The 21,922-nt window shown below is 27.5% G+C and carries 24 protein-coding genes; 9 read left to right on the top strand and 15 right to left on the bottom strand.

All coding sequences use genetic code 11. The features are described 5' to 3' along the window. Both ACTCCZ_RS03820 and ACTCCZ_RS03815 read left to right on the top strand, forming a co-directional pair. The coding region (locus ACTCCZ_RS03820; protein ID WP_463187153.1) for an IS110 family transposase at positions 1 to 219 on the top strand (219 nt) is incomplete at its 5' end. Next, the gene (locus ACTCCZ_RS03815; protein ID WP_463187155.1) at positions 182 to 1,183 is read left to right on the top strand and encodes an IS110 family RNA-guided transposase; all 1,002 of its coding nucleotides are present in this window, start codon (positions 182 to 184) and stop codon (positions 1,181 to 1,183) included. The genes ACTCCZ_RS03820 and ACTCCZ_RS03815, both read left to right, overlap by 38 nt. Before the next feature lie 48 nt (positions 1,184 to 1,231). Here the strand turns inward: ACTCCZ_RS03815 and ACTCCZ_RS03810 are convergent, their stop codons facing one another. From ACTCCZ_RS03810 to ACTCCZ_RS03780, 7 genes are all read right to left on the bottom strand, one after another. Next, a complete protein-coding gene (locus tag ACTCCZ_RS03810) occupies positions 1,232 to 2,422 on the bottom strand; it encodes an NAD(P)/FAD-dependent oxidoreductase (protein ID WP_079578149.1) in 1,191 nt (396 codons plus the stop codon). A 76-nt stretch (positions 2,423 to 2,498) separates the two neighbouring features. Continuing rightward, a complete protein-coding gene (locus ACTCCZ_RS03805; RefSeq protein ID WP_079578148.1) occupies positions 2,499 to 3,182 on the bottom strand; it encodes a response regulator transcription factor in 684 nt (227 codons plus the stop codon). Beyond that, on the bottom strand, positions 3,182 to 4,618 hold the full coding sequence (locus tag ACTCCZ_RS03800) for a PAS domain-containing sensor histidine kinase (RefSeq protein WP_079578147.1): 1,437 nt from the start codon (positions 4,616 to 4,618) through the stop codon (positions 3,182 to 3,184). Before ACTCCZ_RS03800 ends, ACTCCZ_RS03805 begins: the two co-directional genes overlap by 1 nt. A gap of 50 nt (positions 4,619 to 4,668) precedes the next feature. After that, complete coding sequence (locus ACTCCZ_RS03795) at positions 4,669 to 5,361, bottom strand: hypothetical protein (protein WP_079578146.1); 693 nt, start codon at positions 5,359 to 5,361, stop codon at positions 4,669 to 4,671. Then, positions 5,354 to 6,175: an MbnB/TglH/ChrH family RiPP precursor modification enzyme gene (locus ACTCCZ_RS03790; protein WP_079578145.1), complete on the bottom strand. Its 822-nt coding sequence runs from the start codon at positions 6,173 to 6,175 to the stop codon at positions 5,354 to 5,356. The genes ACTCCZ_RS03795 and ACTCCZ_RS03790 overlap by 8 nt, the downstream gene beginning before the upstream one ends. Before the next feature lie 13 nt (positions 6,176 to 6,188). After that, positions 6,189 to 6,509 carry an HvfA family oxazolone/thioamide-modified RiPP metallophore gene (locus ACTCCZ_RS03785; RefSeq protein WP_079578144.1) on the bottom strand — a complete coding sequence of 107 codons (321 nt, stop codon included), beginning with the start codon at positions 6,507 to 6,509 and terminating at the stop codon, positions 6,189 to 6,191. 14 nt (positions 6,510 to 6,523) lie between these two features. Beyond that, the gene (locus tag ACTCCZ_RS03780) at positions 6,524 to 7,105 is read right to left on the bottom strand and encodes a YceI family protein (RefSeq protein WP_079578143.1); all 582 of its coding nucleotides are present in this window, start codon (positions 7,103 to 7,105) and stop codon (positions 6,524 to 6,526) included. Between the two features lie 116 nt (positions 7,106 to 7,221). Here ACTCCZ_RS03780 and ACTCCZ_RS03775 point away from each other — a divergent pair, with 116 nt between their 5' ends. From ACTCCZ_RS03775 to ACTCCZ_RS03745, 7 genes are all read left to right on the top strand, one after another. Beyond that, entirely contained in the window at positions 7,222 to 7,881 is a 660-nt protein-coding gene (locus ACTCCZ_RS03775) for a response regulator transcription factor (protein WP_079578142.1), read from the top strand. Beyond that, positions 7,856 to 9,031 (top strand): sensor histidine kinase, encoded by a 1,176-nt coding sequence (locus ACTCCZ_RS03770; protein ID WP_131828679.1) that lies wholly within the window; start codon positions 7,856 to 7,858, stop codon positions 9,029 to 9,031. Before ACTCCZ_RS03775 ends, ACTCCZ_RS03770 begins: the two co-directional genes overlap by 26 nt. A gap of 41 nt (positions 9,032 to 9,072) precedes the next feature. Then, positions 9,073 to 9,456, top strand: coding sequence for a FixH family protein (locus ACTCCZ_RS03765; RefSeq protein WP_079578140.1), 384 nt, complete (start codon positions 9,073 to 9,075; stop codon positions 9,454 to 9,456). Further along, positions 9,456 to 10,640, top strand: a complete 1,185-nt coding sequence (locus ACTCCZ_RS03760; RefSeq protein WP_079578139.1) for a TolC family protein — start codon at positions 9,456 to 9,458, stop codon at positions 10,638 to 10,640. The genes ACTCCZ_RS03765 and ACTCCZ_RS03760 overlap by 1 nt, the downstream gene beginning before the upstream one ends. After that, entirely contained in the window at positions 10,641 to 11,642 is a 1,002-nt protein-coding gene (locus tag ACTCCZ_RS03755; RefSeq protein ID WP_079578138.1) for an efflux RND transporter periplasmic adaptor subunit, read from the top strand. It abuts the gene before it with no gap. A gap of 10 nt (positions 11,643 to 11,652) precedes the next feature. Then, positions 11,653 to 14,769, top strand: coding sequence for an efflux RND transporter permease subunit (locus tag ACTCCZ_RS03750; protein ID WP_079578137.1), 3,117 nt, complete (start codon positions 11,653 to 11,655; stop codon positions 14,767 to 14,769). Positions 14,770 to 14,862: 93 nt separating this feature from the next. After that, entirely contained in the window at positions 14,863 to 15,093 is a 231-nt protein-coding gene (locus ACTCCZ_RS03745; protein ID WP_079578136.1) for a hypothetical protein, read from the top strand. Between the two features lie 9 nt (positions 15,094 to 15,102). On the opposite strand, the gene ACTCCZ_RS03740 is transcribed toward ACTCCZ_RS03745, so the two are convergent. The 8 genes from ACTCCZ_RS03740 to torA all read right to left on the bottom strand — a co-directional run bounded on the left by ACTCCZ_RS03740 (position 15,103) and on the right by torA (position 21,919). Continuing rightward, positions 15,103 to 15,762 carry a response regulator transcription factor gene (locus ACTCCZ_RS03740; RefSeq protein WP_079578135.1) on the bottom strand — a complete coding sequence of 220 codons (660 nt, stop codon included), beginning with the start codon at positions 15,760 to 15,762 and terminating at the stop codon, positions 15,103 to 15,105. 58 nt (positions 15,763 to 15,820) lie between these two features. Further along, the gene (locus ACTCCZ_RS03735; RefSeq protein WP_079578134.1) at positions 15,821 to 16,522 is read right to left on the bottom strand and encodes an ABC transporter permease; all 702 of its coding nucleotides are present in this window, start codon (positions 16,520 to 16,522) and stop codon (positions 15,821 to 15,823) included. Positions 16,523 to 16,568: 46 nt separating this feature from the next. Continuing rightward, a complete protein-coding gene (locus ACTCCZ_RS03730) occupies positions 16,569 to 16,934 on the bottom strand; it encodes a NifB/NifX family molybdenum-iron cluster-binding protein (protein WP_079578133.1) in 366 nt (121 codons plus the stop codon). Between the two features lie 9 nt (positions 16,935 to 16,943). After that, positions 16,944 to 17,285, bottom strand: coding sequence for a NifB/NifX family molybdenum-iron cluster-binding protein (locus ACTCCZ_RS03725; RefSeq protein ID WP_079578132.1), 342 nt, complete (start codon positions 17,283 to 17,285; stop codon positions 16,944 to 16,946). Further along, a complete protein-coding gene (locus ACTCCZ_RS03720) occupies positions 17,257 to 18,171 on the bottom strand; it encodes an ATP-binding protein (RefSeq protein WP_079578131.1) in 915 nt (304 codons plus the stop codon). Before ACTCCZ_RS03720 ends, ACTCCZ_RS03725 begins: the two co-directional genes overlap by 29 nt. After that, entirely contained in the window at positions 18,168 to 19,016 is an 849-nt protein-coding gene (locus ACTCCZ_RS03715; RefSeq protein ID WP_079578130.1) for a nucleotide-binding protein, read from the bottom strand. The genes ACTCCZ_RS03720 and ACTCCZ_RS03715 overlap by 4 nt, the downstream gene beginning before the upstream one ends. Continuing rightward, positions 18,997 to 19,131, bottom strand: coding sequence for a hypothetical protein (locus tag ACTCCZ_RS03710; RefSeq protein WP_265734236.1), 135 nt, complete (start codon positions 19,129 to 19,131; stop codon positions 18,997 to 18,999). The genes ACTCCZ_RS03715 and ACTCCZ_RS03710 overlap by 20 nt, the downstream gene beginning before the upstream one ends. Positions 19,132 to 19,456: 325 nt before the next feature. Next, a complete protein-coding gene (gene torA / locus ACTCCZ_RS03705) occupies positions 19,457 to 21,919 on the bottom strand; it encodes a trimethylamine-N-oxide reductase TorA (RefSeq protein WP_079578129.1) in 2,463 nt (820 codons plus the stop codon). Positions 21,920 to 21,922: the final 3 nt, after the last annotated feature.

Genomic DNA, 21,922 nt, shown 5'->3' with positions numbered 1-21,922 from the left:
TTACTTATCTGTTTACTTGTAAAAATAACATTTGTAAAGGTATTTGTGATGTATAAACAATTCGTAGGAATAGATATTTCTAAAGACAGCTTTGATTTAACACTACTACAGAGTAGTGGTGAGATTAAACTAGAGGTAAAACTTACAATGGATAGAGATGGATTTGATACTTTATTAGAGTATCTATCATCTTATTCCAAAGAAGAGCTTTTATTTTAAGTGTGTAGTAATTAATCCAATACTCATAAAGAGTTTTATTGGTTCAACTACACTTAGAAAAACTAAGAATGATAAAAAAGATGCAGCTTCAATTGCTCTATTTAGTTTAAAATCATATCAGTCATTACATCTTGCAACACCTGATATTATTGAAAATATCAGACCACTTATCCGTGAGAGAGAAAATCTCTCAAAAGATATAGCCAGATTAAAAACTGAAATAAAAGCTAATTTAGTGCAATTATTCCCTGAATTGTTAAAGAACACAAATATATTTACAAAGAGCATTTTAAATCTGCTCCTTAAAGCTCCTAGCCGTAAAGCGATTAGAAACTTAAGGGAGAAGACTATCCAACGAATACTAGATGATACAAGTGGCAATAAAGTTAAAATCACTGCAAAGGATATATTAACCCTAGCAAAAACTTCTATCGCCGTATCCGATAAATATCTTGAAAAAGTTTTAACTTCTAAAATTAGAAGATTAATAGCTATTCAAGATGAATTATCTATTCTAGATTTAGAGTTGGAAAACTCTTTAGAAGATACTCATATAAACGACGATATTGATATATTACAATCAATACCTGGTGTTGGGTCAGTAACTTCTAAAAACTTTATGGTTGAAGTATCTTCTATTGATAGATTCAATTCAGTTAAGCAACTATGTGCTTCAATCGGAATTGACCCATCAGTTAGACAAAGTGGTACTTCAATCAACTATAAAGGCAAAATCTCAAAAAGAGGTAATGCCAACCTTAGAAGAACTATTTGGCAAATGGCAATTGGAACTATCCGCTCTTGCGAAAAATTTAAACTCTATTTCTCTAAAAAACGAGAAGAAGGTAAAAAATTTAAACAAGCTGTTATTGCTGTTGCAAATAAACTTCTAAAAACAATATTTGTAATGTTAAAGAACAAAACCAAATTTGATGAAAATTTAGCTTTAGGTGTTTCCAAATGAAACTTTAAAATCTTTGTTTTTTTAGTTAGGTTTCTTTATAGTTGACTCCTATACCATTCCACGAGCTGCTGCCCAATAAATTCCCATATTAAAACCTTTTCTTACGAAACTTCCAAGTTTACTGCAAGGAGTTGGTTTTACATCTTCGTCATAATCATACCAAAGTGGCATTCCGCAAGATAATCCCATCTGAGCAATTGCAATTACTTTACCATCATAAGCTTCTGTTGGATAGCCGTATCTAAGCTCTGAGGCAATATTATCAGCAACAACATCTGTTTGATTATGTATAGTTCCACCTGCTTTTGAAACTGGTAGATCAACTGTATCTCCTAAAGTATATATATTCTCATATCCTTTTACTTTTAAAGTTTTTTTATCAGTTGGTAACCATCCCTCATCATTAATAGCTTTTGATAATCCTGATTCTCTTATAAATTTTGTTGCAATAAAAGGAGGTGTTGACATCAAAATATCAAACTCAATCTCTTCACCCTCTTCTGAATAAGCAATTTTCTTATCAGGATCAACTTTGTTTAAAGTAAAACTTGTTTTATGCTTTACCCCTATATCATCAAAAATAGATGGTAAAACTTTAGAAGTAGGTCCTTGCATAAAAAGTCCATCAGTTATACTTTGAGCAACTTTTGGATAAGTATATATAATCTCAACATCTTCTCTTACTCCATGTTCTTTTAAATGATCATGCAACATAATCGTTGTTTCAACAGGTGCGATACCGCATTGATAAGGAACATTTGGAGTTTTTGGAAAACTAACAGTTACTAAAACTCTTCCTTTTTTTAACTGCCCAAGCTTTTTTGCTAGCTCTTTTGCTCCATCATAAGAATAGAACCAATTTCCACCCTCTTTTAATCCAGGAATTCTATCTACTGCTACTTCACAACCTGTAGCAAGAACTACATAATCATATTTATAAATAGTTCCACTTTTCCCTTTTACAAAATTTTCACTAGGTTTTATCTGTATTGCTTCATCTATTATAAAATTTATTTCTGGCATCAAAAGAGTTTTTTGTTCTCTTACAAATTCATGCCCTGATGCTTTATGAAAAGCAACATACATAGCTCCAGGTCTATAATAATGATATTTTGAATCTGAAATCATTGTAATTTCTATTTCATCTTTATCAATTTCATGCATAAGTCTTCTTGCTAAATTATTTGCAGTCATTGTACCAGCAGTACCACCGCCTACAATAAGAATTTTTTTCTTCATAGAAACTCCTTTTATAATTAATTCTAACAAAAGAACAAAAGGAAATAATAAGATTAGTGTAAGATTAATATAAGATTTAACTCATGCATAGTTTATATCCAAAGCCTTTAATATTTTGGATTGAGTTTTCATAAAGTTTTTTTCTAAGACTTGAAATCACCATTCTAATGGCTTCATTTGTTGTGGGTTCTTCCCAAATTGAATTTTCTATATACTCTAAACTTACAATTGTATTTCTATTTTCATATAAAAGTTCAAATAGTAAAGACTCTTTTTTTGTTAAGTTTATTTTTGAATCTTTACTTATTATCATCTTTTGTACAAAATCATATATATAATTCTCTTTTAGTTTTATTTTATCAGTAATTTTCTTTTGATTTTTTACACTTAAAGAAATAGAGACCAATAACTCATCTATATCTATTGGCTTTTTAAAATAAAAATCCACTTCTGCATCAATTGCCCTATTTAAATAGATATGATTATTAAAAGCTGTCATAACAATTCTGATACAACTTGGCTTAACACTTGCAATTTTTTGTAACAAATGCAAACCATCAACTTCTGGAATCTGAATATCTGCAACTATTACATCAATATCTTCTTTTCTAAATATTGCAAAAGCATCCATTGCATTATTTGCAATTTTTACTTCTTTAAAATAAATTGAGAGTATTCTTTCTAACCATTTTAATGTACTCTCATCATCTTCAACAATTAATAAAGTTAGTGCTTGTAGTTTTGTATATAATTTTCCCATTAATTTTCATCTTTTGATTTTAGTGAAATAGTAAATACTGCACCAATTTGATTATTTTGTACAGTTAAATTTCCTTTCATATTATGTTCTATAATCACTTTTGACATATAAAGACCTATTCCATTTCCTTGCTTTTTTGTTGTAACATAAGGTTCAAAAATTTGTTCAATATTTTTCATACAAATACCTCCACCATTATCACCGATGCTAAGTTCTATAAAACTTCCATTTTGAATAATATCAATATTAATAAAACTATTAAACTGCTTTCTTAAAATCAAAACATCTAAGGCATTTTGTATTATATTTAAAAGAGCTTGCCTAAACTCATTTTCTAAACTATAAAGTTCTAAGTTTACACCCTCTTCAATATTTACATTTATTTTTATGTTTTCATTTTTTAATTGAACATCAATTAATTTGATTGTATCTTTCACACTATTTAATATATTAAAATTCTTTTTTTCTTTGGAAATTTTAAAGAAATTACTAAAATCATCAATTGTTTCAGACATGTAATTGATCTTTTCAATCATCTCTGTTTCCATTTCATTTAACAAATTAAAATCAAAATCTTCGCTATTGTTTAAGTGTTTTAAACCTTGAACAATAACTCCAAGATTATTTAAAGGCTGTCTCCATTGGTGTGCAATTGATTCAATCATCTCTCCCATTGAAGCAAGTCTTGATTGATGACACATAATTTCATATTGTTTAGTTCTACTTTCTACTTCTTTGTTTATTCTTCTTTTTAAATCTTCTTGATATTTAACATCAGAAGTAATATCAGAAGTAATCATCACAATTTCATTTGTACTTTTAATATAACTTAAAGACATACTCGCATTGATTTTTTTGCCTGATTTTGTAACACAAATTTTTCTAAATCTTTCGACAATTCCTTCCTCAATTGCTCTTTGTACTGCACTTTTACTAGGCTGTGCATATTCAGGAGAAGATAAAGATATACAAGACTCACTGTATAACTCTTCCATTGAATACTCCATCATTGTTTGAAAAAATTTATTTGCATAAAGAAAAGTACCCTCTTCATTTAAAATAGAGATACCATTTCCTGCTAAATCAAAAACTGCATGAAGTTCCTCTTTTTTAGACCTTAAATCTCTAAGACTTTTTTTTAATTCTAAATATAAATTCCTATACTTTGTAACATCTTTGAAGTAATATGTATCATCAAAATATGAAACTTCATAATCTTTATTATTCCAATAAATAGTTAAATTATCTATATTTTTTGATTTTAATAATAAAAGTTTATTATAAGTTACTTTACTAAAATGTTCATATAATTTGCTATTATTAAACTTCTCTTTTATCTGTCCAAATGAATCAATTACTGTGTCATTTTCTACTACTAAAATAATTATTTCAGGAAGATTGTTTAAAATTGTTGAAAATTTATTGTTCTTTTGCATTATTTATGATATCTATTATTAAATTAAAGTTTTTATAAAAGACGAGTATATTATTTAGATTCAAAGATTCTATTATGAAATAACTCACTTAAAGGCTCAAACAAAACATCTTTTGCTTCTTGAAACTCAATATCATTTTCAAAACATAGTTCTAAAAGATGGCTTTGAATATTTTTAGTTTTATCTATTTTTCGTAAAAGATAAAATATCACTGGGTTTATTTGTCTATACTTAACCTCATCATCTTTAAAATCATAATAAATAATTGCATAATTCTCTTCTTTTTTTTCTATATTTGCATTTAAAATATCATAGTTAAATTTCTTAAGTCTTGCACTATTTGAAAGTTTATAGCTATTTTCATAATGAAACTCTTTTAACTCTTCTATTTTGTACTCTTGCATGGCTAATTCAATCTCAATCCAGTCAAAGTATAAAAGTTCATAAAGATATTTTCTATCATGAAATAGTCTATTTTTTTTTACAAACTTTCTATAATCATTTGCAATTTGCCAAACAAACTCAGTGGTACAAGGCTCTTTTAGAAACTTTCTTATTGAGTTTTCTAACTCTTTTTCACTAATATACTTTTTAAACTCTAAAAAACTATTTTTTATAATCTCTTCATATCTATAATAAACTAACTTTTGATAAACTTTATATTTAGAAGAGATCTCTTTTTTATTATCTTTTGTAACAATATTAATAAAATCTTTTTGTATATCTTTTTCTAAATCAGCCATTTTGAACTTCTTTTACTATATTTTTCATGTGAAGATACTCTTTTTCAAGCTCACTTAATGGTGGGATATTATTATCCCTTTCTATCATCACAGGGGCGTTTATTTGTTTTAAAGTATACTCTAAAAGTTTCCAAACCCCACTACAAATGGGCATGCCATGAGAATCTATTCTAAGATTTGATTCCTCATCAAAATAGTGACCTGCAATATGCATATATGCAATTTTACTTTTGTCAATTTGGTCGATAAAATCTCTTGCTTTAAAAGAGTGATTTACTGAATTTACAAATACATTATTTACATCAAGAAGCATTTTAGCACCTGATTTTTCCAATACTTCATTTATAAAGTCAACTTCACGCATATTTGCATAAGGTATTAAGTAATATGTGGCATTTTCTAAGATTAAATTTCTTTGAATTATATCCTCAACCTCTTTTACTCTATCACTTATAATATTTACCATTCTTTTTGTCATAGGCAAAGGCAAAAGCTCATATGTTTGCATATTATTTAGTGATGAGAAACTAAGGTGTTCAGAATAAAACTCAATATTATATCTATCTAAAAACTCTTTTATCTTTTTAACAAACTCTTTATTTAACTTATCAATAGAACCAATTGATAGTGATAATCCATGGGCAACAGTAGGTTTTGAAAATAGTGCTTGCTCAAAGGCTTTTTCATAAACCCTTGGCATATGCATCCAATTTTCAGGAGTAACTTCCCACCAATCAGGTGAGAAATTGCTATGTTTTAAATCTAATAAAAAATCACTTCTTAGACCTAATCCACACCCCTTTAATTTAGTCATACAAAACTCTTAGTTAGCTTCCACATTTACCAGCACCACAAGAGCCAGTAACTTTTTTGTCTTTTTTCATACTATTGTTGTGCATGTCATTTTTCATGTCATTGCTTTTCATATCACCACCACATTTAGCAGAACCCGTAGAGCCTTTCATCTCTTTTTGCATATCAGCTCCACATTTACCAGAACCGCATGAGCCTTTTTTCTCTACTTTCTTCATATCGCCACCACACTTACCAGCTCCACAAGAACCACTACTTGCAGCAACTGCTGTTGTTGATGTAAGTGCAGCTCCTAGCATCATACCTGCTAGTTTTAATTTTGTATTACTTTTCATATTTTTCCTTTAAACTACTTTTCTACTGCTTGAACTTCAATTTCTAATTCTACTTTTTCACTAACAGCTACTCCACCAAACTCTAAAGCTTTATTCCATTTTAAATCAAAATCTGTACGATTAATCTCTCCCTCAAGTGAGAATCCTACTCTATTATTTCCCTCTAAGTCTTTGATTGTACCACCAATTTCAACTTCTAATTTAACCTCTTTTGTAATTCCTCTTATTGTCAAATCACCAATCATAACACCTTCGTCATCACTTTTTTTAATATATGATTTCATAACAAATTTAAGTTCTGGATACTTTTTTGCTAAAAAGAAGTCTGCACTTCTTAGGTGATTATCTCTTTTTTCAATACCTGTATCTATTGATTCTGTTTTTATTGTTGCGTTTAATGCTTTGAATACTTTTGTTTTGTAATCAAAATCAATATTTGCATCAAACTTCTTAAACTGCCCATTTACTTTTGTAATCATAAGATGCTTAACTGAGAAACCTACTTCTGAGTGTGCTTTATCTAAAGAGTGAGGTGTTGCATTTAATAATCCCGCTGCTAAAAATAAACCTGCTAGTAATTTTGCTGTTAACTTCATATTGTCTCCTTCGTGTCATTTTCATACAAAAGCATTATAGAATACTTATGTGTATTGTTTGTGTAGAAATCTTATTTATTATTATGTTATACTTACCTTAACTTTTAGGATTAATTATGAATATACTATTATTAGAAGACGACCTTATACTAAATGAAATAATCACAGAATATCTTGAAAATAAAGATTTTGAAGTAACATCAACTTATGATGGAGAAGATGCATTATCTTATCTATTTTCAAATATCTATGATTTATTACTTTTAGATGTAAATGTACCAAATATAAATGGTTTTGAAATTTTAAAAAGATTAAAAGATGAGGGTATTACAACTCCATCTATTTTTATTACTTCACTAAATCAAATTGATGATTTGAAAAAAGGTTTTGATATAGGATGCAATGACTATATTAAAAAACCCTTTGAGCTTGAGGAGTTAAGATTAAGAATTGAAAATATAAAAAAGACATTTAATATAAATGCAAATATTTTACAAATTGAAGAGAATATTATTTTTAATACTCAAGATTTAATTTTAAATAATGATGGTATTATTCATCATCTTCCACAAAAAGAGGCTAAAATACTTATTTATTTAGTAAATAATGCAAATAAAATAATACCCCATGAAGAGTTGATATCTAATGTTTGGGGTTATGAAGATACTCCTAGTTCTTCAACACTTAGAACATACATAAAAAATCTTCGTAAAATTTTAAGTGATGAGTATATACAAACAAAAAAAGGAGTTGGTTATAGTTTTAACAAGAAGTGAAAAATCTGCACTTGTTAGATTTTTGAGCCTATATCTTGGTTCATCGTTTATTTTACTTACTATTATTGCTTGGCTTTTTTATAAAGTAGAGTCAAATTTATATTATGATTTGATAACTTCAAATATGAAAAGTGTTGCCTCTAAAATATCTTCAACCATAATCTATGCGCATATGACAAATCAAAAAATAAATCCTGAAAAGATTAGAAAAAATATTGATTTTGATTTTGCACTTTATAACAACAATCATGAAAAACTTGTAGGAAATATTGAGGATAAGATTGATTTTACAAAAAAGATAAATCAATATGGGAACAGTTTTATTTTAATTGATGATTCTGCATTGGGGCATTTAGGAATAAATTATGTTGTTATTAAAGAGAATTTCTTTCATAAAAAAATACTTGAATTAAAAGAGAAGATTTTTATATCCTTTTTACTAATTTTTGCATTTTTATTTATAACTGGCTTTTATCTTGCAAAGATGTTTATTAAGCCTATTACAAATGAAAGATTAAAATTAAATAACTTTATAAAAGATACGACTCATGAATTAAATACCCCAATTACTGCTATTTTAATGTGTACAAGTAAAGGTTCATCTCTTAGTGAAAAAAACTTACAAAGAATAAACCTAAGTGCAAAAAGAATTTCAGAAATATATAAAGACCTAATTTATCTATTTTTAGAAGAGAAGAAAAAAGAGTCACCAAAGGTTCTAAGAATTGATGAAATTTTAAATGAACAAATAGAGTATTTTACAACTTTAGCTTCAAAAAAAAGAGTAGAAATCACAACAGATATTGAATCAACCTCTTTTTTTATAGACAAAGAGAGTTTTATTAGGCTAAGTAATAATCTTATTTCTAATGCAATAAAATATAACAAAATAGGTGGTTCAGTAGATATTATTTTGAAAAATAATCAATTTATTGTATGTGATACAGGTACAGGTATTGATAAAAAAAATTTAAAAGATATTTTCAAAAGATTTTATAGAGCAAATAGTGTTCAAGGGGGATTTGGAATAGGTCTAAACATAGTATACACAATATGTAAAGAGCACAATATTGATATAAATGTTGATTCTACACAAAATAAAGGTACAACTTTTACATTAAATTTAAATTCCACGTTAATTGCACAGTAAAAATGTAAGAATTCCTTATTAAATAACAAAAAGGAGTTCTTATGAAAAGTTTTTTAAAACTTTTTTCTATTCTAATCTTAGCATTTAGTATTGCAAATGCAGAACCTATTTCACAATCTGGAAATAAAAATGGCTATGATGTAAAATTTACATCTGAAAAATCACTTGTTGTTGGACAAAATAGTTTCTTTGTTCAAATCTTTAAAGATGGCAAACAAATCACTAATGCAAAAACTAAAATAAAGTTTTATATGCCAGAGATGCCAGGTATGCCATATATGGAGTTTAAAGATAAAGGTAAGCTTGTAGGAGATAAATATAAATTAGATGTAAATTTATCAATGAGTGGAACATGGCAATATCAACTAAAGTTTAAAACTTCTAATGGAGAAGTTCATACTTTAAGAGGAAGCGTGAACTTATAATGAAAAAGTTTTTATTTGTAATCACTCTTTTTATATCAACTCTAACAGCAAATAGCATAGATACTTTAGTAAATAGTGCTATTTTGAAAAATAGTGAGCTTAAAAGTATAGAAAAATCTATTATGATTGCAAATGAGAATATCTTACTTGCAACAAAATATTCAAATCCTACTTTGTCTTTAGGTTTAACAGATATTCATACAAATGAAAACTATAACAAAAGAGATTTAGAACCAATGCAAGCACAGTCTATAGGAATAACTCAGGCTATTCCTATAACTGATAAACTAGAGATTAATCAATCAATTCAAATCACAAATAAAACTATTTTAGCTCTTAGTTTAGAAGATAAAAAGCTATTATTAAAATCGAAAATTTATGAACTTGCATATAAAATAGCTATTTTAAAAGAAAAAAGAGATTTTATAATAAAACAAAAACAAAACTTACAAAAGATTGAAAAATTACAAAATTATAAATATCAAACTTCAAACAATGATGTAAACTCTATATTTAACACAAAAATTGCAAGAAAAAACTTTGATATTGTATTAAATAATTTAGATACAAATATACAAACTTTAAAGCTAAATCTTGAAGAAATAACATACAAAAATATAAATAATATAAAAATAAATACAAATATAGATAAAAAATATATCAATTTAAAGTTTGACAATCATCCAAAAATAAAAGCCTTGCAACAGCAATTAAGACTAAATAAACAGCAAGAAGCTTTTGAAGAGGCTTCTAAAACATCTGATATTAAATTAAATGCTACATATTTTAATAGAAGAGAGTTTCAAGATTATGTAAATATCTCTGTTTCTATTCCTTTGTCAATTTATAATACAGAAAATATAAAAGTAAAAAAAGCACAACTAGAATATTTAAAAACAAAAGATGATTTACAAACTTTAAAACAAAACTTTATTATTTCAAATAAGATTTTACAAAAAGAACTAAATAATAGCTATAAAAACTACAAACTTATTACAAAAGATATTATTGCACTTCAAAATGGTATTGAAAAAAGTTTGAATATTAATAATAAGTTTAAAAATAACACCATAAAAATCATACAAAATCTAAATAAAACTATTAGTTTAAAAATAACTGCACTTGATGAAAAAACAAAATATTTCACAGCTTTATCAAAAGCTATTTATTATGAAGGAAAATAGATGAAGAAAATAGTACTTATATGTTTGCTTGGCTTAACTTTAATAAATGCAAAAATAATAGAAGTTGAACAACTATTTAATAAAAAAATTACCACTGTAAAAAAAGAAAAAGTATCATTTACCAAAGAGTTTTATGCAAATAGCTTAATAATAGAAGATAAAGTTGTTGATATAGTAACAAGATTTGATGGCTTTATAACAAAACTAAATGCAAATAGATTATATATGGATATAAAAAAGAATCAAGCACTTTTTTCTATCTATTCTGATGATATTTATAATATAACTAAAGAGTTAAAAATAGCAAAAGATTTAGATAAAAACCTTTATGAAAGTACACTTGATAAACTTGAAGTTCTAGCTATTAATAAAAAAGAGATAAATAGAATTAAAAATTCAAAAAAAGAGTTTAAAGATGTGACTTTTTACTCTCCTATAGATGCAATAATCTTACAAAAAAATATAAATTATAAATCATTTGCAAAAAAAGGGAAACTTCTTTTACAACTTGCAAATATAGATAAACTTTGGGTTATTGCAAAAATATATGAAAGTGATTTAAAAGATATAAAAGTAGGTCAAAGAACAAAAATATATTTTGATGGATTAGAACAAGCAGTTGAATCAAAAATAGATTTTATTTATCCAAATATTGACTCAACAAGCAAAACAGTTGATGTTAGAATGACCGTTGATAATAAGGATAAAAAAATATATCCAAATATGTTTGCAAAAGTAAAAGTAGAGATTGCACATGAAACAATGCTTACTTTACCTAAAACAGCTGTTTTAAATAAAGCAAGCAAATATTATGTGTTTGAACCAATTTCAAAAAGTGAATTTGAACCAATTGAAGTAAAAGTAAAAAGAGTATCTTCAAATAAGTATCAGATTCTAAGTGGTCTTAGTGAGGGTCAAAAAGTAATAAATAACTCACTATTCTTGCTTGATAGTGATGCTGTTACAAATGGTCTTTATGACAATGATGACGATGATTGGTAGGAAATAAATTATGGTTGAAAATATAATCTCATATAGTATAAAAAACAAATTTCTAGTACTTTTTTCTATTATAGTATTAACACTTGCCTCATTTTGGGCAGTTAAAAATACTAGTTTAGATGCCTTACCTGATTTATCTCCTCCACAAGTAATTGTGCAAGTAGAATGGGCAGGACAAAGTCCAAAGACAATTGAAGAGCAAGTTTCATATCCTCTTATATCAAACTTGATGAGTTTACCAAATATTGAAACAGTAAGAGCTATGAGTTCTTTTTCAAATGCATTGATTTATATAATTTTTAAAGATAATACAGACCTTTATGAATCAAGAAATAGAATATTAGAGCAATTATCTCAACTTCAAGGAGAATTCCCCTCAAATGCAAAAATAACTATTGGTCCAGATGCAACAGGTGTTGGTTGGGCATATGAGTATGCATTAAAATCTGATACAAAAAGTTTAGATGAACTAAGAACTTTGCAAGATTATTACTATAAATTTGCTCTTTTAGGGGTAGATGGAGTTAGTGAAATTGCTTCAATTGGTGGATTTATAAAAAACTATGAAATAACTTTAGATCAAAATAAAATGGTGCAGTACAACATAGGTATTGATGAGATAAAAAAAGCCCTTGAAAAAAGCAATAATGACAAAGGTGGAAGAATAATCTTAGAAAATGGCTATGAGCATATTATCACAGCAAAAGGCTATTTACAAAGTGTTTATGATATTGAAAATATCACTATTAAAACTCAAAATAATACCCCTTTGAAAGTAAAAGATATTGCAAGTGTTAATATAAGTTCAAAAAATAGAAGGGGAATGGTAGATTTAAACGGTCAAGGTGAAACTGTTGGTGGTATTGTAATTGTAAGGTATGGAGAAAATCCATACAAAGTAATTAAAAATGTGAAGAAAAAGCTTGAAACACTTAAAATTGATGGAGTTGAAGTAGTTGAAACATATGATAGAAGTTCACTAATTGATAAAGCCATTGATACTTTAAAATCTACATTAATAGAAGAGTCTATTATAGTAATGGTAGTTACTGCTTTATTTTTATTTCATGCAAGATCTGCATTAATTATAATAATTATCCTTCCTATTACTGTACTTTTAACTTTTTTATTTATGAAAATATTTGGAATGGGTTCAAATATCATGAGTTTAGGTGGTATTGCAATAGCAATTGGAGCAATGGTTGATGCAACTATTGTAATGGTAGAAAATGCCCATAAACACCTCCAAGGAAAAGAAGATATTTCAAATAAACAAAGAATTGAAATTATTATAAAATCAGCAAAACAAGTAGGTCGCCCTATTTTCTTTGCTTTAATTTTAGTTGTTGTATCTTTTTTACCAATCTTTGCTTTAACAGGGCAAGAGGGAAGATTATTTACTCCCCTTGCATTTACAAAAACTTTTGCGATGGTTAGTGGAGCTATTTTATCAATTACGGTGGTACCTATTTTAATGATATTTTTTATAAAAGGTAAGATTTTAAGTGAAGACAAAAATATACTAAATAGATTCTTTGTAAAGCTTTATTCACCACTTTTAAAACTCTCACTTAGATTTAGATATGTAATTGTAGCCCTATTTTTAGCAACTATAATATTAGCATACCCTGTTTACAAAAAACAAAACTGGGAATTTATGCCAATGATGAATGAGCAAACTTTTATGTATATGCCTGTAACTCCTTATGGACTTGGTATTGATTTAGCAAAAGAGTTAACTCAAAAAACAGATAAAATTTTGAAATCTTTCCCTGAAGTTGAAACTGTATTTGGAAAAGCAGGAAGAGCAGACACTGCAACTGACCCTGCTCCACTTGCAATGATTGAAACAATTATAACTTTAAAGCCACAAGAGAAGTGGAGAGAAGGCATGACATATAAAAAACTTATGCAAGAGATGGATGAAAAACTAAGAATTGCTGGACTTACTAATTCATGGACTTATCCTATTAGAGGAAGAATAGATATGCTTTTAACAGGGATTAGAACTCCACTTGGAATAAAACTATATGGAAATGACCATGAAAAATTGGAAAATGTTGCACTTAAAATTGAACAAAAATTAAAAAAATATGATAAAACTCTTGCAGTATCATCTGATAAAATAAACTCTGGATATTATTTAAATATAAAAATCGATGATAAAATGTTATCAAGATACTCTATTACAAAAGATGATGTTTTAAATACTATCTCTTTTGGTGTAAGTGGAGCAGAAGTTTCTACTTTTTATAAAGATTTAGAAAGATATCCTATTAGCTTAAGATATAAAACAACACAAAGAGAAGATATTGCAAGTTTAGAAAATCTTCAAATTAAAACAAAACTTGGGTTTCAACCTTTAAAACTATTTGCAAAATTAAAATATGAAGAGGGACCATCTGTTATAAAATCAGAAAAAGCTTTAAATGTAAACTTTATATATATTACACCTAAAAATGGGGTTAGTACTAAAGAGTATAAAGATAATGCTAAAGAGCTTTTAGAAGAGATAAAACTGCCAACTGGTTACTTTTTTGAATGGGCAGGACAAAGTGAATATTTAGAGTCTGCTATGCAAAGACTTATATATATTATTCCTTTTACTTTGATGATTATATTTATTTTAATCTATTTTGCACTAAGAAATATTACATATACACTAATTATCTTCTTTACACTACCTTTTGCATTAACAGGAGGAGTATTTTATTTAGAGTATTTAAACTTCAATATTTCAATCGCAGTTATTGTAGGATTTCTTGCACTACTTGGAGTTGCAGCTGAAACTTCAATAGTTATGCTTGTATATTTACATGAAGCAATGCTTGAACTTAAAAATAAAGGTATAAAGTTTACAAAAGAGCATATCTTTCATGCAGTTTTTAAAGGTGCCGTTTTAAGATTAAGACCTAAACTTATGACTTTATTTGCTATTTTAGGTGGACTTATACCTATTATGTATATAAATGGGGTAGGAAGTGAAGTAATGCAAAGAATTGCTGCACCTATGATTGGAGGAATGATATCATCAGCATTCTTAACACTTATAGTTATTCCAGCAATATTTTATATATTAGCTCTTAAAAAAACAGATAAAATTTTAGAAACTAATATTTCTGTCTAAAAAGTCTTCTTAATTGAAGACTTTTAGTTTTTCCATATTCTTTCCATATTAAACTACTAAAATCATACTACAAATCAAGAAAAAGGATGTATGATGAAAAAACTTACAGTTACAATTTTAGGAACAGCTTTATTTACAAGCGCACTTTTTGCTTCAAATATGAGTCACCATGATATGAAAAGTATGAAAGGTGCAATGACAAAAGAGTTATGCATTAAGATGCATAAAAATTTTGCAAAAAAAGATACTCAATCTAATATAAAACAAACAAATTATGATAGATTATTAGAGGATTTAAATAAAACAGCTAAATATTCTGGATAAAGACAGCTTCTATGCTGTCTTTAATTTATAACCGATACTTTTTATAGTTTCTATTGTCTCTTTTCCCACAATTTTTCTTAAATTTTTAATATATGTTCTAATTGTAGTATCAATTGGTATATCATCATAAACCCAGTTATTTAATCCTATTTCTTCTATTGATACTGCTCTATTTTTGTTTTTATAAAGATACTCAAATACTTTTGCTTCCATCTTTGAAAGTTGATACTTCACCTCATCTTTTAAAATTATTCTATTGCTTCCATCATAACAAAGATTAGGTGCAATTTTTACAAAAGTTGAGTCAATACTATATAATCTTTTTAGATTTTTAATTCTTAAATTTAACTCATCTAAATCAAAAGGCTTTTTAATATAGTCATCACAACCAGCTTCAAAACCCTCTTGCATATCATCTGCTTGATTTTTTGAAGTAATAAAGATTGTGGGTACATATATTGAGTTTTTTCTTAACTTTTTTAAAAGGGAAAATCCATTTAAATAAGGAACATTCACATCCAAAAGTAAAATATCAAAAAGATTATCATAAATTAACTCTAAAGCTTCTTGTGAGTTAGTAGTTGTCTTTACATCATATTTATTTTCAAGTAAATACTCTTCAATTATCTCATTTAAGATCATATCGTCTTCAAGTAATAATATTTTCATTTTTTCAACCATTTTTATTTAAATATATAAAAATAGTATGGATTTATCGTGTAAAATCTTACTTTTTAAAAATAATTTTTGATTTTAGTATATAATAGAAAATAGTTGCCATTCCTCCACTTGATATTGCCATTATCATAATCATGATTTGATATCTTACAGCAATTAAAGGATCAACTCCTGATAAAATTTGTCCTGTCATCATACCAGGCAAAGCCACTAAGCCTACGGCTAAAAGTGAGTTTATTTGAGGAATCATAGAGGCTTTAAAGCTTATTTCTCTTGCTTTTTTAAAGCTTTCATTTCTACTTAACTCTTTTTCAAACCTTTCAATAGCTAAAGAAATAACATTCATAGAGTTTGCAAATATCATCCCAGCAATAGGAATAACATATCTTGGCTCATACAAACTATCTAAATCTAAAACCATTACAATAATTAAAAAAAGATGTATAAATGATGAAATAAAAGTAGCTATAAATATATGCATATAGTTTTTAAGACTTTTGTCTTTGGTTACTCTTAAAATAATAAAAGTTGCAAATACAAGCATGAAAAGAAGAATAAAAGAGCCAATAAGTAAATCTTTTGTTTTAAATATAAAAATTAATACATAGCCTATTAATGTCAACTGTAAAACCATTCTTAAGCTTGCATAAGCTATCTCTTTTTTATCACTTGTATATCTATAATAGAAGAACCCTACAAAAGCTAAAGGTAAAAGCATTATTGATAAATTTAAAAAAGAGATAGTTACCATAAAAATTCTTTATATTATTTTTTATGTAAATTATACACAAAAACTCCTAATGTACACTACAAGTACCTTTTCCTACACTTTTTTCTAATTTATTTGATAAAAACAGTTTAATACTATCTTCAACAGTTTTACTTGTGTCATCAAAATATACATCTAACCCTGCTTCTTTGAAACCCTCAGCTGGTTTTGTACCAATTCCACCTACGATTAGGGCATCTGGATTAAAACTTAGAATATTACTAATTGCATTACTACAAGCACCTGTTTCATGACCTGGATTTTTGATAGACTCTACATCTACTATTTTTTCATCTTCTAATGTAATTATTGTATAAAACTTTGCTTTGCCAAAATGTGCACCTCTTTTACTTAAATATCCTTGGTTTTCATTTGTTGGAAATATTAATCTCATTTTCACTCCTTAATTTTGTAATTTTAATTTATTATTTTTAAAAGCTTTATATGCTTCATCTATTGTCATATCAGTAGCTCCAATATAGACTTTTATATCTGTTTGTTTTATAACATCTAAAGTTTTATATCCTATTGCACTTCCTAAAACTATTACATCTGGGCTCAATTTTAAAACTTTTTGTGCTGTTTGTAATCCTGCACCTTGATCCATATGCTCACTTTCATCATTTGATAAATACTCTTTTGTATTAGTTTGCTCATCAAATAAAACTAAAACTTTTGCTCTTCCAAACCTACTATCAATTAAGCTATCTTCACTTTTATTTATTGCTGTAAAAACTATTTTCATTATTTTGTCTTCTTATTATCCATTTGATTTCATTCCAGCTCTCATTTATAAGCTTAGAAATTTCACAATCTTTATCAAACTCTACTAAACTTTGAGAACAGACTAAAGCTTCTGAAAAAACCTCATTATAAGGTAATTTTGAAACAACTTTTATCTTTTTTCTTTTTAGATATTTTTCTATTTCTTGACTTAACTCATTATTTAAATCATACTTGTTTATTATACAAACAGCTTCAAGTTCAAAGGATTTTACAAGTTCAACTACTCTTTGTAAATCATGAAAACCAGACTTACTAGCTTCTGTTACAATTACAACTAAATTTGCCCCACTTAAACTTGAAATAACAGGGCATCCAATGCCTGGACTTCCATCAGTTATTACAAACTCTTTGTTCTGTTTTAAAGCTAGAACTTTTCCCTCTTTTTTTACTTTTGATACAAGTTTGCCTGAGTTTTCTGCCCCAAATCCAAGTTTTGCATGTACTAATTTTGAACCTGTTTTTATATTTGAGATATATAAATCCCCAGCTTTTTGCTCTTTCATACTAATAGCTTCAGTTGGACAAATTCTGCTACAATAGCCACATCCTTCACATAAAATTGCATCTATTATTAGTTTATTATCCTCTTTTGTAATTGCATCAAACTTACAAGCTCTTAAACAAGCACCACAATTAAGACACTGTTTTTCATCAATTACAGCAAGTTTACCACTAAAAAACTCACTGCTTTCTTCAAAATCTGCATCTAATAATAAATGCAAATTTGCAGCATCAACATCACAATCATTTATAAGGGCGTTATCTTTTTCTAAATATGCAAAAGACGCACTTAATGAACTTTTACCTGTACCACCCTTGCCAGAAACTATTACAATTTCTCTCATCTAATTTCTCCTAAAAAAGAGCATATCTCTTCTAATGATTTTTTAAAATGTTCAATCTCTTTATATACAATTTTTCCTTGTGAATATAATTTAGCAACATTTATATCATTTTTGATTTTTGCAATAATTTCAATACCCTCATCATTACAATAATCTTCAATTTCACTATTTCCTATTCCATCTTTATTAATCACAACTGCAAACTCTTTTTTTATCACTTTTAATGTTTCAACTGCTAGTTTTAAATCATTTAATCCAAAAGGAGTTGGTTCAGTTACTAAAACAATAAAATCACTTTGTCTACAAGCTTCTATAAAAGAGCAACTAGTTCCAGGTGGCGCATCAAATAGTTTTAAACTATTTAAAAAATTCTCATTAGTATAAGAGATGGTCTGTGATATTACAGGTATAGCCATCTCTTGTCCTAAATCAAGACATCCTTCAATAAAGTAAAAGCCATTAAACAACTCTTTAATTGTTCCAACTTTAGTAGGTTCCATAAATAAAGAAGCAGTGGGACATAACTCACTACAAGCAAAACAACTATGGCAAAGTTCATTAAAAATTAAAACTTTGTTGTTTGTTGTTACAATGGCATTAAAATTACAAACTTCAGAACAATATCCACATAAAGTACAACTGTTTTTATCCCATCTAGGAATGAGTTTTGTACAAGGATATTCATTTTTTAATTCGCCCTTTAAAAATTGTGTAACATTTGGTTCTTCTACATCTAAATCTACTAAAACTACATCTTTATTTCTATTTTTTAAATATATTGCTAAATTAGTAGAAAGAGTTGTTTTACCAGTTCCTCCCTTTCCACTAGCAATTGTTATTTTCATTAGAATTGATTTCTATTTTGAAGTTTTTACTTTTTTTTAATCCTTGACATTTTCTTCTTCTTTGTCCTAATTTTTGATTAGTATTTTTATTATTTAATCTTTTACAATTTCTCATTTTTTATCCTTCAATTCTTGATTTTTTGTATTAGCTAGTTTAAAGAAGATATTGCAATAATGAGCATTATATTTTCACTTTTTTTCTAGCACAACAATCTATTTTTTTCCTAATATGCACATATGTTCAGAATTATAACGAACATATGTTCATAAGTCAATATTAATATTAGTAAATTTTGAAAGTTTTCTTTTTTATTTTATTAATAATAAAAAGTAAAATTAGATAAAGTTTAAAAAATAGGGCATAAAAAAAGCTACAAGTTAAGTAACTTGTAGCTTTAAAGTTAAAAGAGTAAAGAAATACTTCTTACTCTTTTGTATATTTATACAATTTCTGGTTTTTCAAAAACTGTTATTCGTGGTGCTTTTTTAGTATATTTTTCAATTTGAACTAAAGCAGTGTTTGAGATATTTCCTTGTGCAAGTTTTGATGTACCTTTATCAATAGTAAGTTGATTTACATCACCATGTTTGCACATTGTTTTATCTTTTCCTGGATCTTTTGGGTCATACCATCCACCCTCATCCATTTTAACAACACCTGGAAGAACATTTTTAGTTACAATTGCACCTGCAAGTGTAGAACCTCTTTTATTGTAAACTTTTACAATATCTCCGTTTTTAATTCCTCTTTTTTTAGCATCAATTGGATTTAACCAAATTGGCTCTCTTCCATTTACTTCATATAAGTCTCTTATCCAAGTATTAGATAACTGTGAGTGTAATCTATATTTTGGATGAGGAGATAATACATGCAATGGATACTCTTCTGACTCTTCTGAACCTAACCATTCAGCTGGTTCTATCCAACTTGGATAATGTAAGCAATCATCATAATTGAATTTTTTAATTACTCTTGAACTAATCTCAATTTTCCCAGATGGTGTTCCTAAAGGATTTAGCATTGGATTTTTTACATACTCTTCATATCTAGTAAAGTTTTTGTCTTCTTCTCTTACCTCAAACTTAACATATCCTTTTTCCCAAAACTCTTCAAATGTAGGCATTTTTATACCTTTATTTTCACCTTGAACTTTTGAGTTATTATAAAACTCTTTAATCCAATCCATTTGAGATTTTTTACCATCTGTAAACTCTTCTTCATATCCAAGTCTTTTACTAATTAATCTACAAATCTCATAATCATCTTTTGACTCTTTAACTGGATCAATTGCTTTTTTCATAGCAATAATATGGCTACTATTATAATCACCAATTATTTCAATATCATTTCTTTCAATTTCTGTTGTAGCTGGAAGAACTATATCTGCCATTCTAGCTGTTGGTGTCCAAAAAGGTTCGTGTACAATAAATGTTTCTAATTTTTTCCAAGCTTCAATCATTGTGTTTCTGTCTTGGTGGTGGTGAAATGGGTTACCACTTGTCCAATATACCATTTTAATTTCTGGATACTCTATTTTTTTACCATTAAAGTCAATAACTTTACCAGGATTTGATATCATATCTACCATTCTTGCACAAGGAATATTAAATGGCTCATATTTTGTCCAAGGACCATTTTTACTACTATTAATATTTGTAGAAATTCCACCTAAACCTGGTGCGTATGAACTTGGTGTTCCTCCATTTGAGTAGTGATAACTAAATCCAAATCCACACCCAGGAGTTCCTACTTGACCTAGCATACAAGCTAATGTAACTAAAGTCCAGTGAAACTGCTCTCCATGATCAGCTCTTTGAACTCCCCATCCAGCCATTAGCATACTTTTTTCATCTTTTAATTTTTGTGCAAAGTCTTTAATGTCTTTTTCTTTTACTCCACAAATATTAGAAGCCCAAGTTAATGTTTTTGGAGTATTATCTACTTTTCCAAGTAAATACTCTTCAAAATCTTTAAATCCAACAGTATATTTTTTGATAAACTCTTTATCATATTGATTTGAAGTATGTAAATAATACATCATTCCAAGCATCATTGCAACATCTGTATTAGGTTTTGGCTGTATCATTTTTGAATCAAAGTATATTGCTGTATCATTTTTTACAGGATCTACAGAGATTACATCAATTTGACCTTTTTTATGTGCTTTTTTTAACTGTTCTAAATAAGGAAAAGCTCCATGACCTGATACATCCCAATCAATTTGACAAGTAACAAGTGGATTTGCACCCCAAAAAACTACATTTTTAGCATGTTTTAAAACTAATGGCCAAGAAGTTTGTTGCTCATAAACTTCAATGCTTCCTAAAACGTGAGGTAAAATAATTTGTGCAGCTGCAGCTGAATAATCACCAATTCTTCCTACAAAACCACCTGATATTTTCATCATTCTATTCATTAAAGTTTGAGGATTATGAAGTTTACCTGTACAATACCATCCATAACTTCCTGCATAAATACTTTTATATCCATATGATTTTTGTACTCTTTGAACTTCAGAAGCTACTAAATCAAGTGCTTTTTCCCAACTAACTCTTACAAACTTCTCAGAACCTCTTTTTGAAGTATCACTTTTATGTCCATGTTTTAAGAAGCTTTCTCTAACCATTGGGTATTCAACTCTTGTTTTTGCATATGTTCTACTTGGTAGTGCATTAATCATAGGAGATGGGTTTGGATCATCTTCAAAAGCTGTAACTCCAGTAAATTGTCCACCTTTTACATGAGCTCTAAATGCTCCAAAGTGAGAACCACTTAAAGATTTTGATTTATTTGCAACTGGACCACTAATTAAACTATTTGCTGATAGATTACTAAATAAAAGTGTACTAGCTGCTGCTGCACTACTTCCTTTTAGGAACTCTCTTCTTTTAATATTTCCCATAAC

The organism is Malaciobacter sp., assembly GCF_055140965.1.
The sequence above is the reverse complement of the archived record's forward strand: the minus strand, read 5'-3'. Positions and strand labels throughout refer to the sequence as shown.

Coding starts and splice junctions, on each gene's coding strand:
- ACTCCZ_RS03785 (WP_079578144.1), bottom strand. CDS start 6,509: ATGAAAAGTAATACAAAATTAAAACTAGCAGGTATGATGCTAGGAGCT.
- ACTCCZ_RS03800 (WP_079578147.1), bottom strand. CDS start 4,618: ATGCAAAAGAACAATAAATTTTCAACAATTTTAAACAATCTTCCTGAA.
- ACTCCZ_RS03790 (WP_079578145.1), bottom strand. CDS start 6,175: ATGACTAAATTAAAGGGGTGTGGATTAGGTCTAAGAAGTGATTTTTTA.
- ACTCCZ_RS03750 (WP_079578137.1), top strand. CDS start 11,653: ATGGTTGAAAATATAATCTCATATAGTATAAAAAACAAATTTCTAGTA.
- ACTCCZ_RS03720 (WP_079578131.1), bottom strand. CDS start 18,171: ATGAGAGAAATTGTAATAGTTTCTGGCAAGGGTGGTACAGGTAAAAGT.
- ACTCCZ_RS03810 (WP_079578149.1), bottom strand. CDS start 2,422: ATGAAGAAAAAAATTCTTATTGTAGGCGGTGGTACTGCTGGTACAATG.
- ACTCCZ_RS03780 (WP_079578143.1), bottom strand. CDS start 7,105: ATGAAGTTAACAGCAAAATTACTAGCAGGTTTATTTTTAGCAGCGGGA.
- ACTCCZ_RS03725 (WP_079578132.1), bottom strand. CDS start 17,285: ATGAAAATAGTTTTTACAGCAATAAATAAAAGTGAAGATAGCTTAATT.
- ACTCCZ_RS03755 (WP_079578138.1), top strand. CDS start 10,641: ATGAAGAAAATAGTACTTATATGTTTGCTTGGCTTAACTTTAATAAAT.
- ACTCCZ_RS03730 (WP_079578133.1), bottom strand. CDS start 16,934: ATGAGATTAATATTTCCAACAAATGAAAACCAAGGATATTTAAGTAAA.
- ACTCCZ_RS03805 (WP_079578148.1), bottom strand. CDS start 3,182: ATGGGAAAATTATATACAAAACTACAAGCACTAACTTTATTAATTGTT.
- ACTCCZ_RS03765 (WP_079578140.1), top strand. CDS start 9,073: ATGAAAAGTTTTTTAAAACTTTTTTCTATTCTAATCTTAGCATTTAGT.
- ACTCCZ_RS03745 (WP_079578136.1), top strand. CDS start 14,863: ATGAAAAAACTTACAGTTACAATTTTAGGAACAGCTTTATTTACAAGC.
- ACTCCZ_RS03795 (WP_079578146.1), bottom strand. CDS start 5,361: ATGGCTGATTTAGAAAAAGATATACAAAAAGATTTTATTAATATTGTT.
- ACTCCZ_RS03735 (WP_079578134.1), bottom strand. CDS start 16,522: ATGGTAACTATCTCTTTTTTAAATTTATCAATAATGCTTTTACCTTTA.
- ACTCCZ_RS03715 (WP_079578130.1), bottom strand. CDS start 19,016: ATGAAAATAACAATTGCTAGTGGAAAGGGAGGAACTGGTAAAACAACT.
- ACTCCZ_RS03740 (WP_079578135.1), bottom strand. CDS start 15,762: ATGAAAATATTATTACTTGAAGACGATATGATCTTAAATGAGATAATT.
- ACTCCZ_RS03760 (WP_079578139.1), top strand. CDS start 9,456: ATGAAAAAGTTTTTATTTGTAATCACTCTTTTTATATCAACTCTAACA.
- torA (WP_079578129.1), bottom strand. CDS start 21,919: ATGGGAAATATTAAAAGAAGAGAGTTCCTAAAAGGAAGTAGTGCAGCA.
- ACTCCZ_RS03710 (WP_265734236.1), bottom strand. CDS start 19,131: ATGAGAAATTGTAAAAGATTAAATAATAAAAATACTAATCAAAAATTA.
- ACTCCZ_RS03775 (WP_079578142.1), top strand. CDS start 7,222: ATGAATATACTATTATTAGAAGACGACCTTATACTAAATGAAATAATC.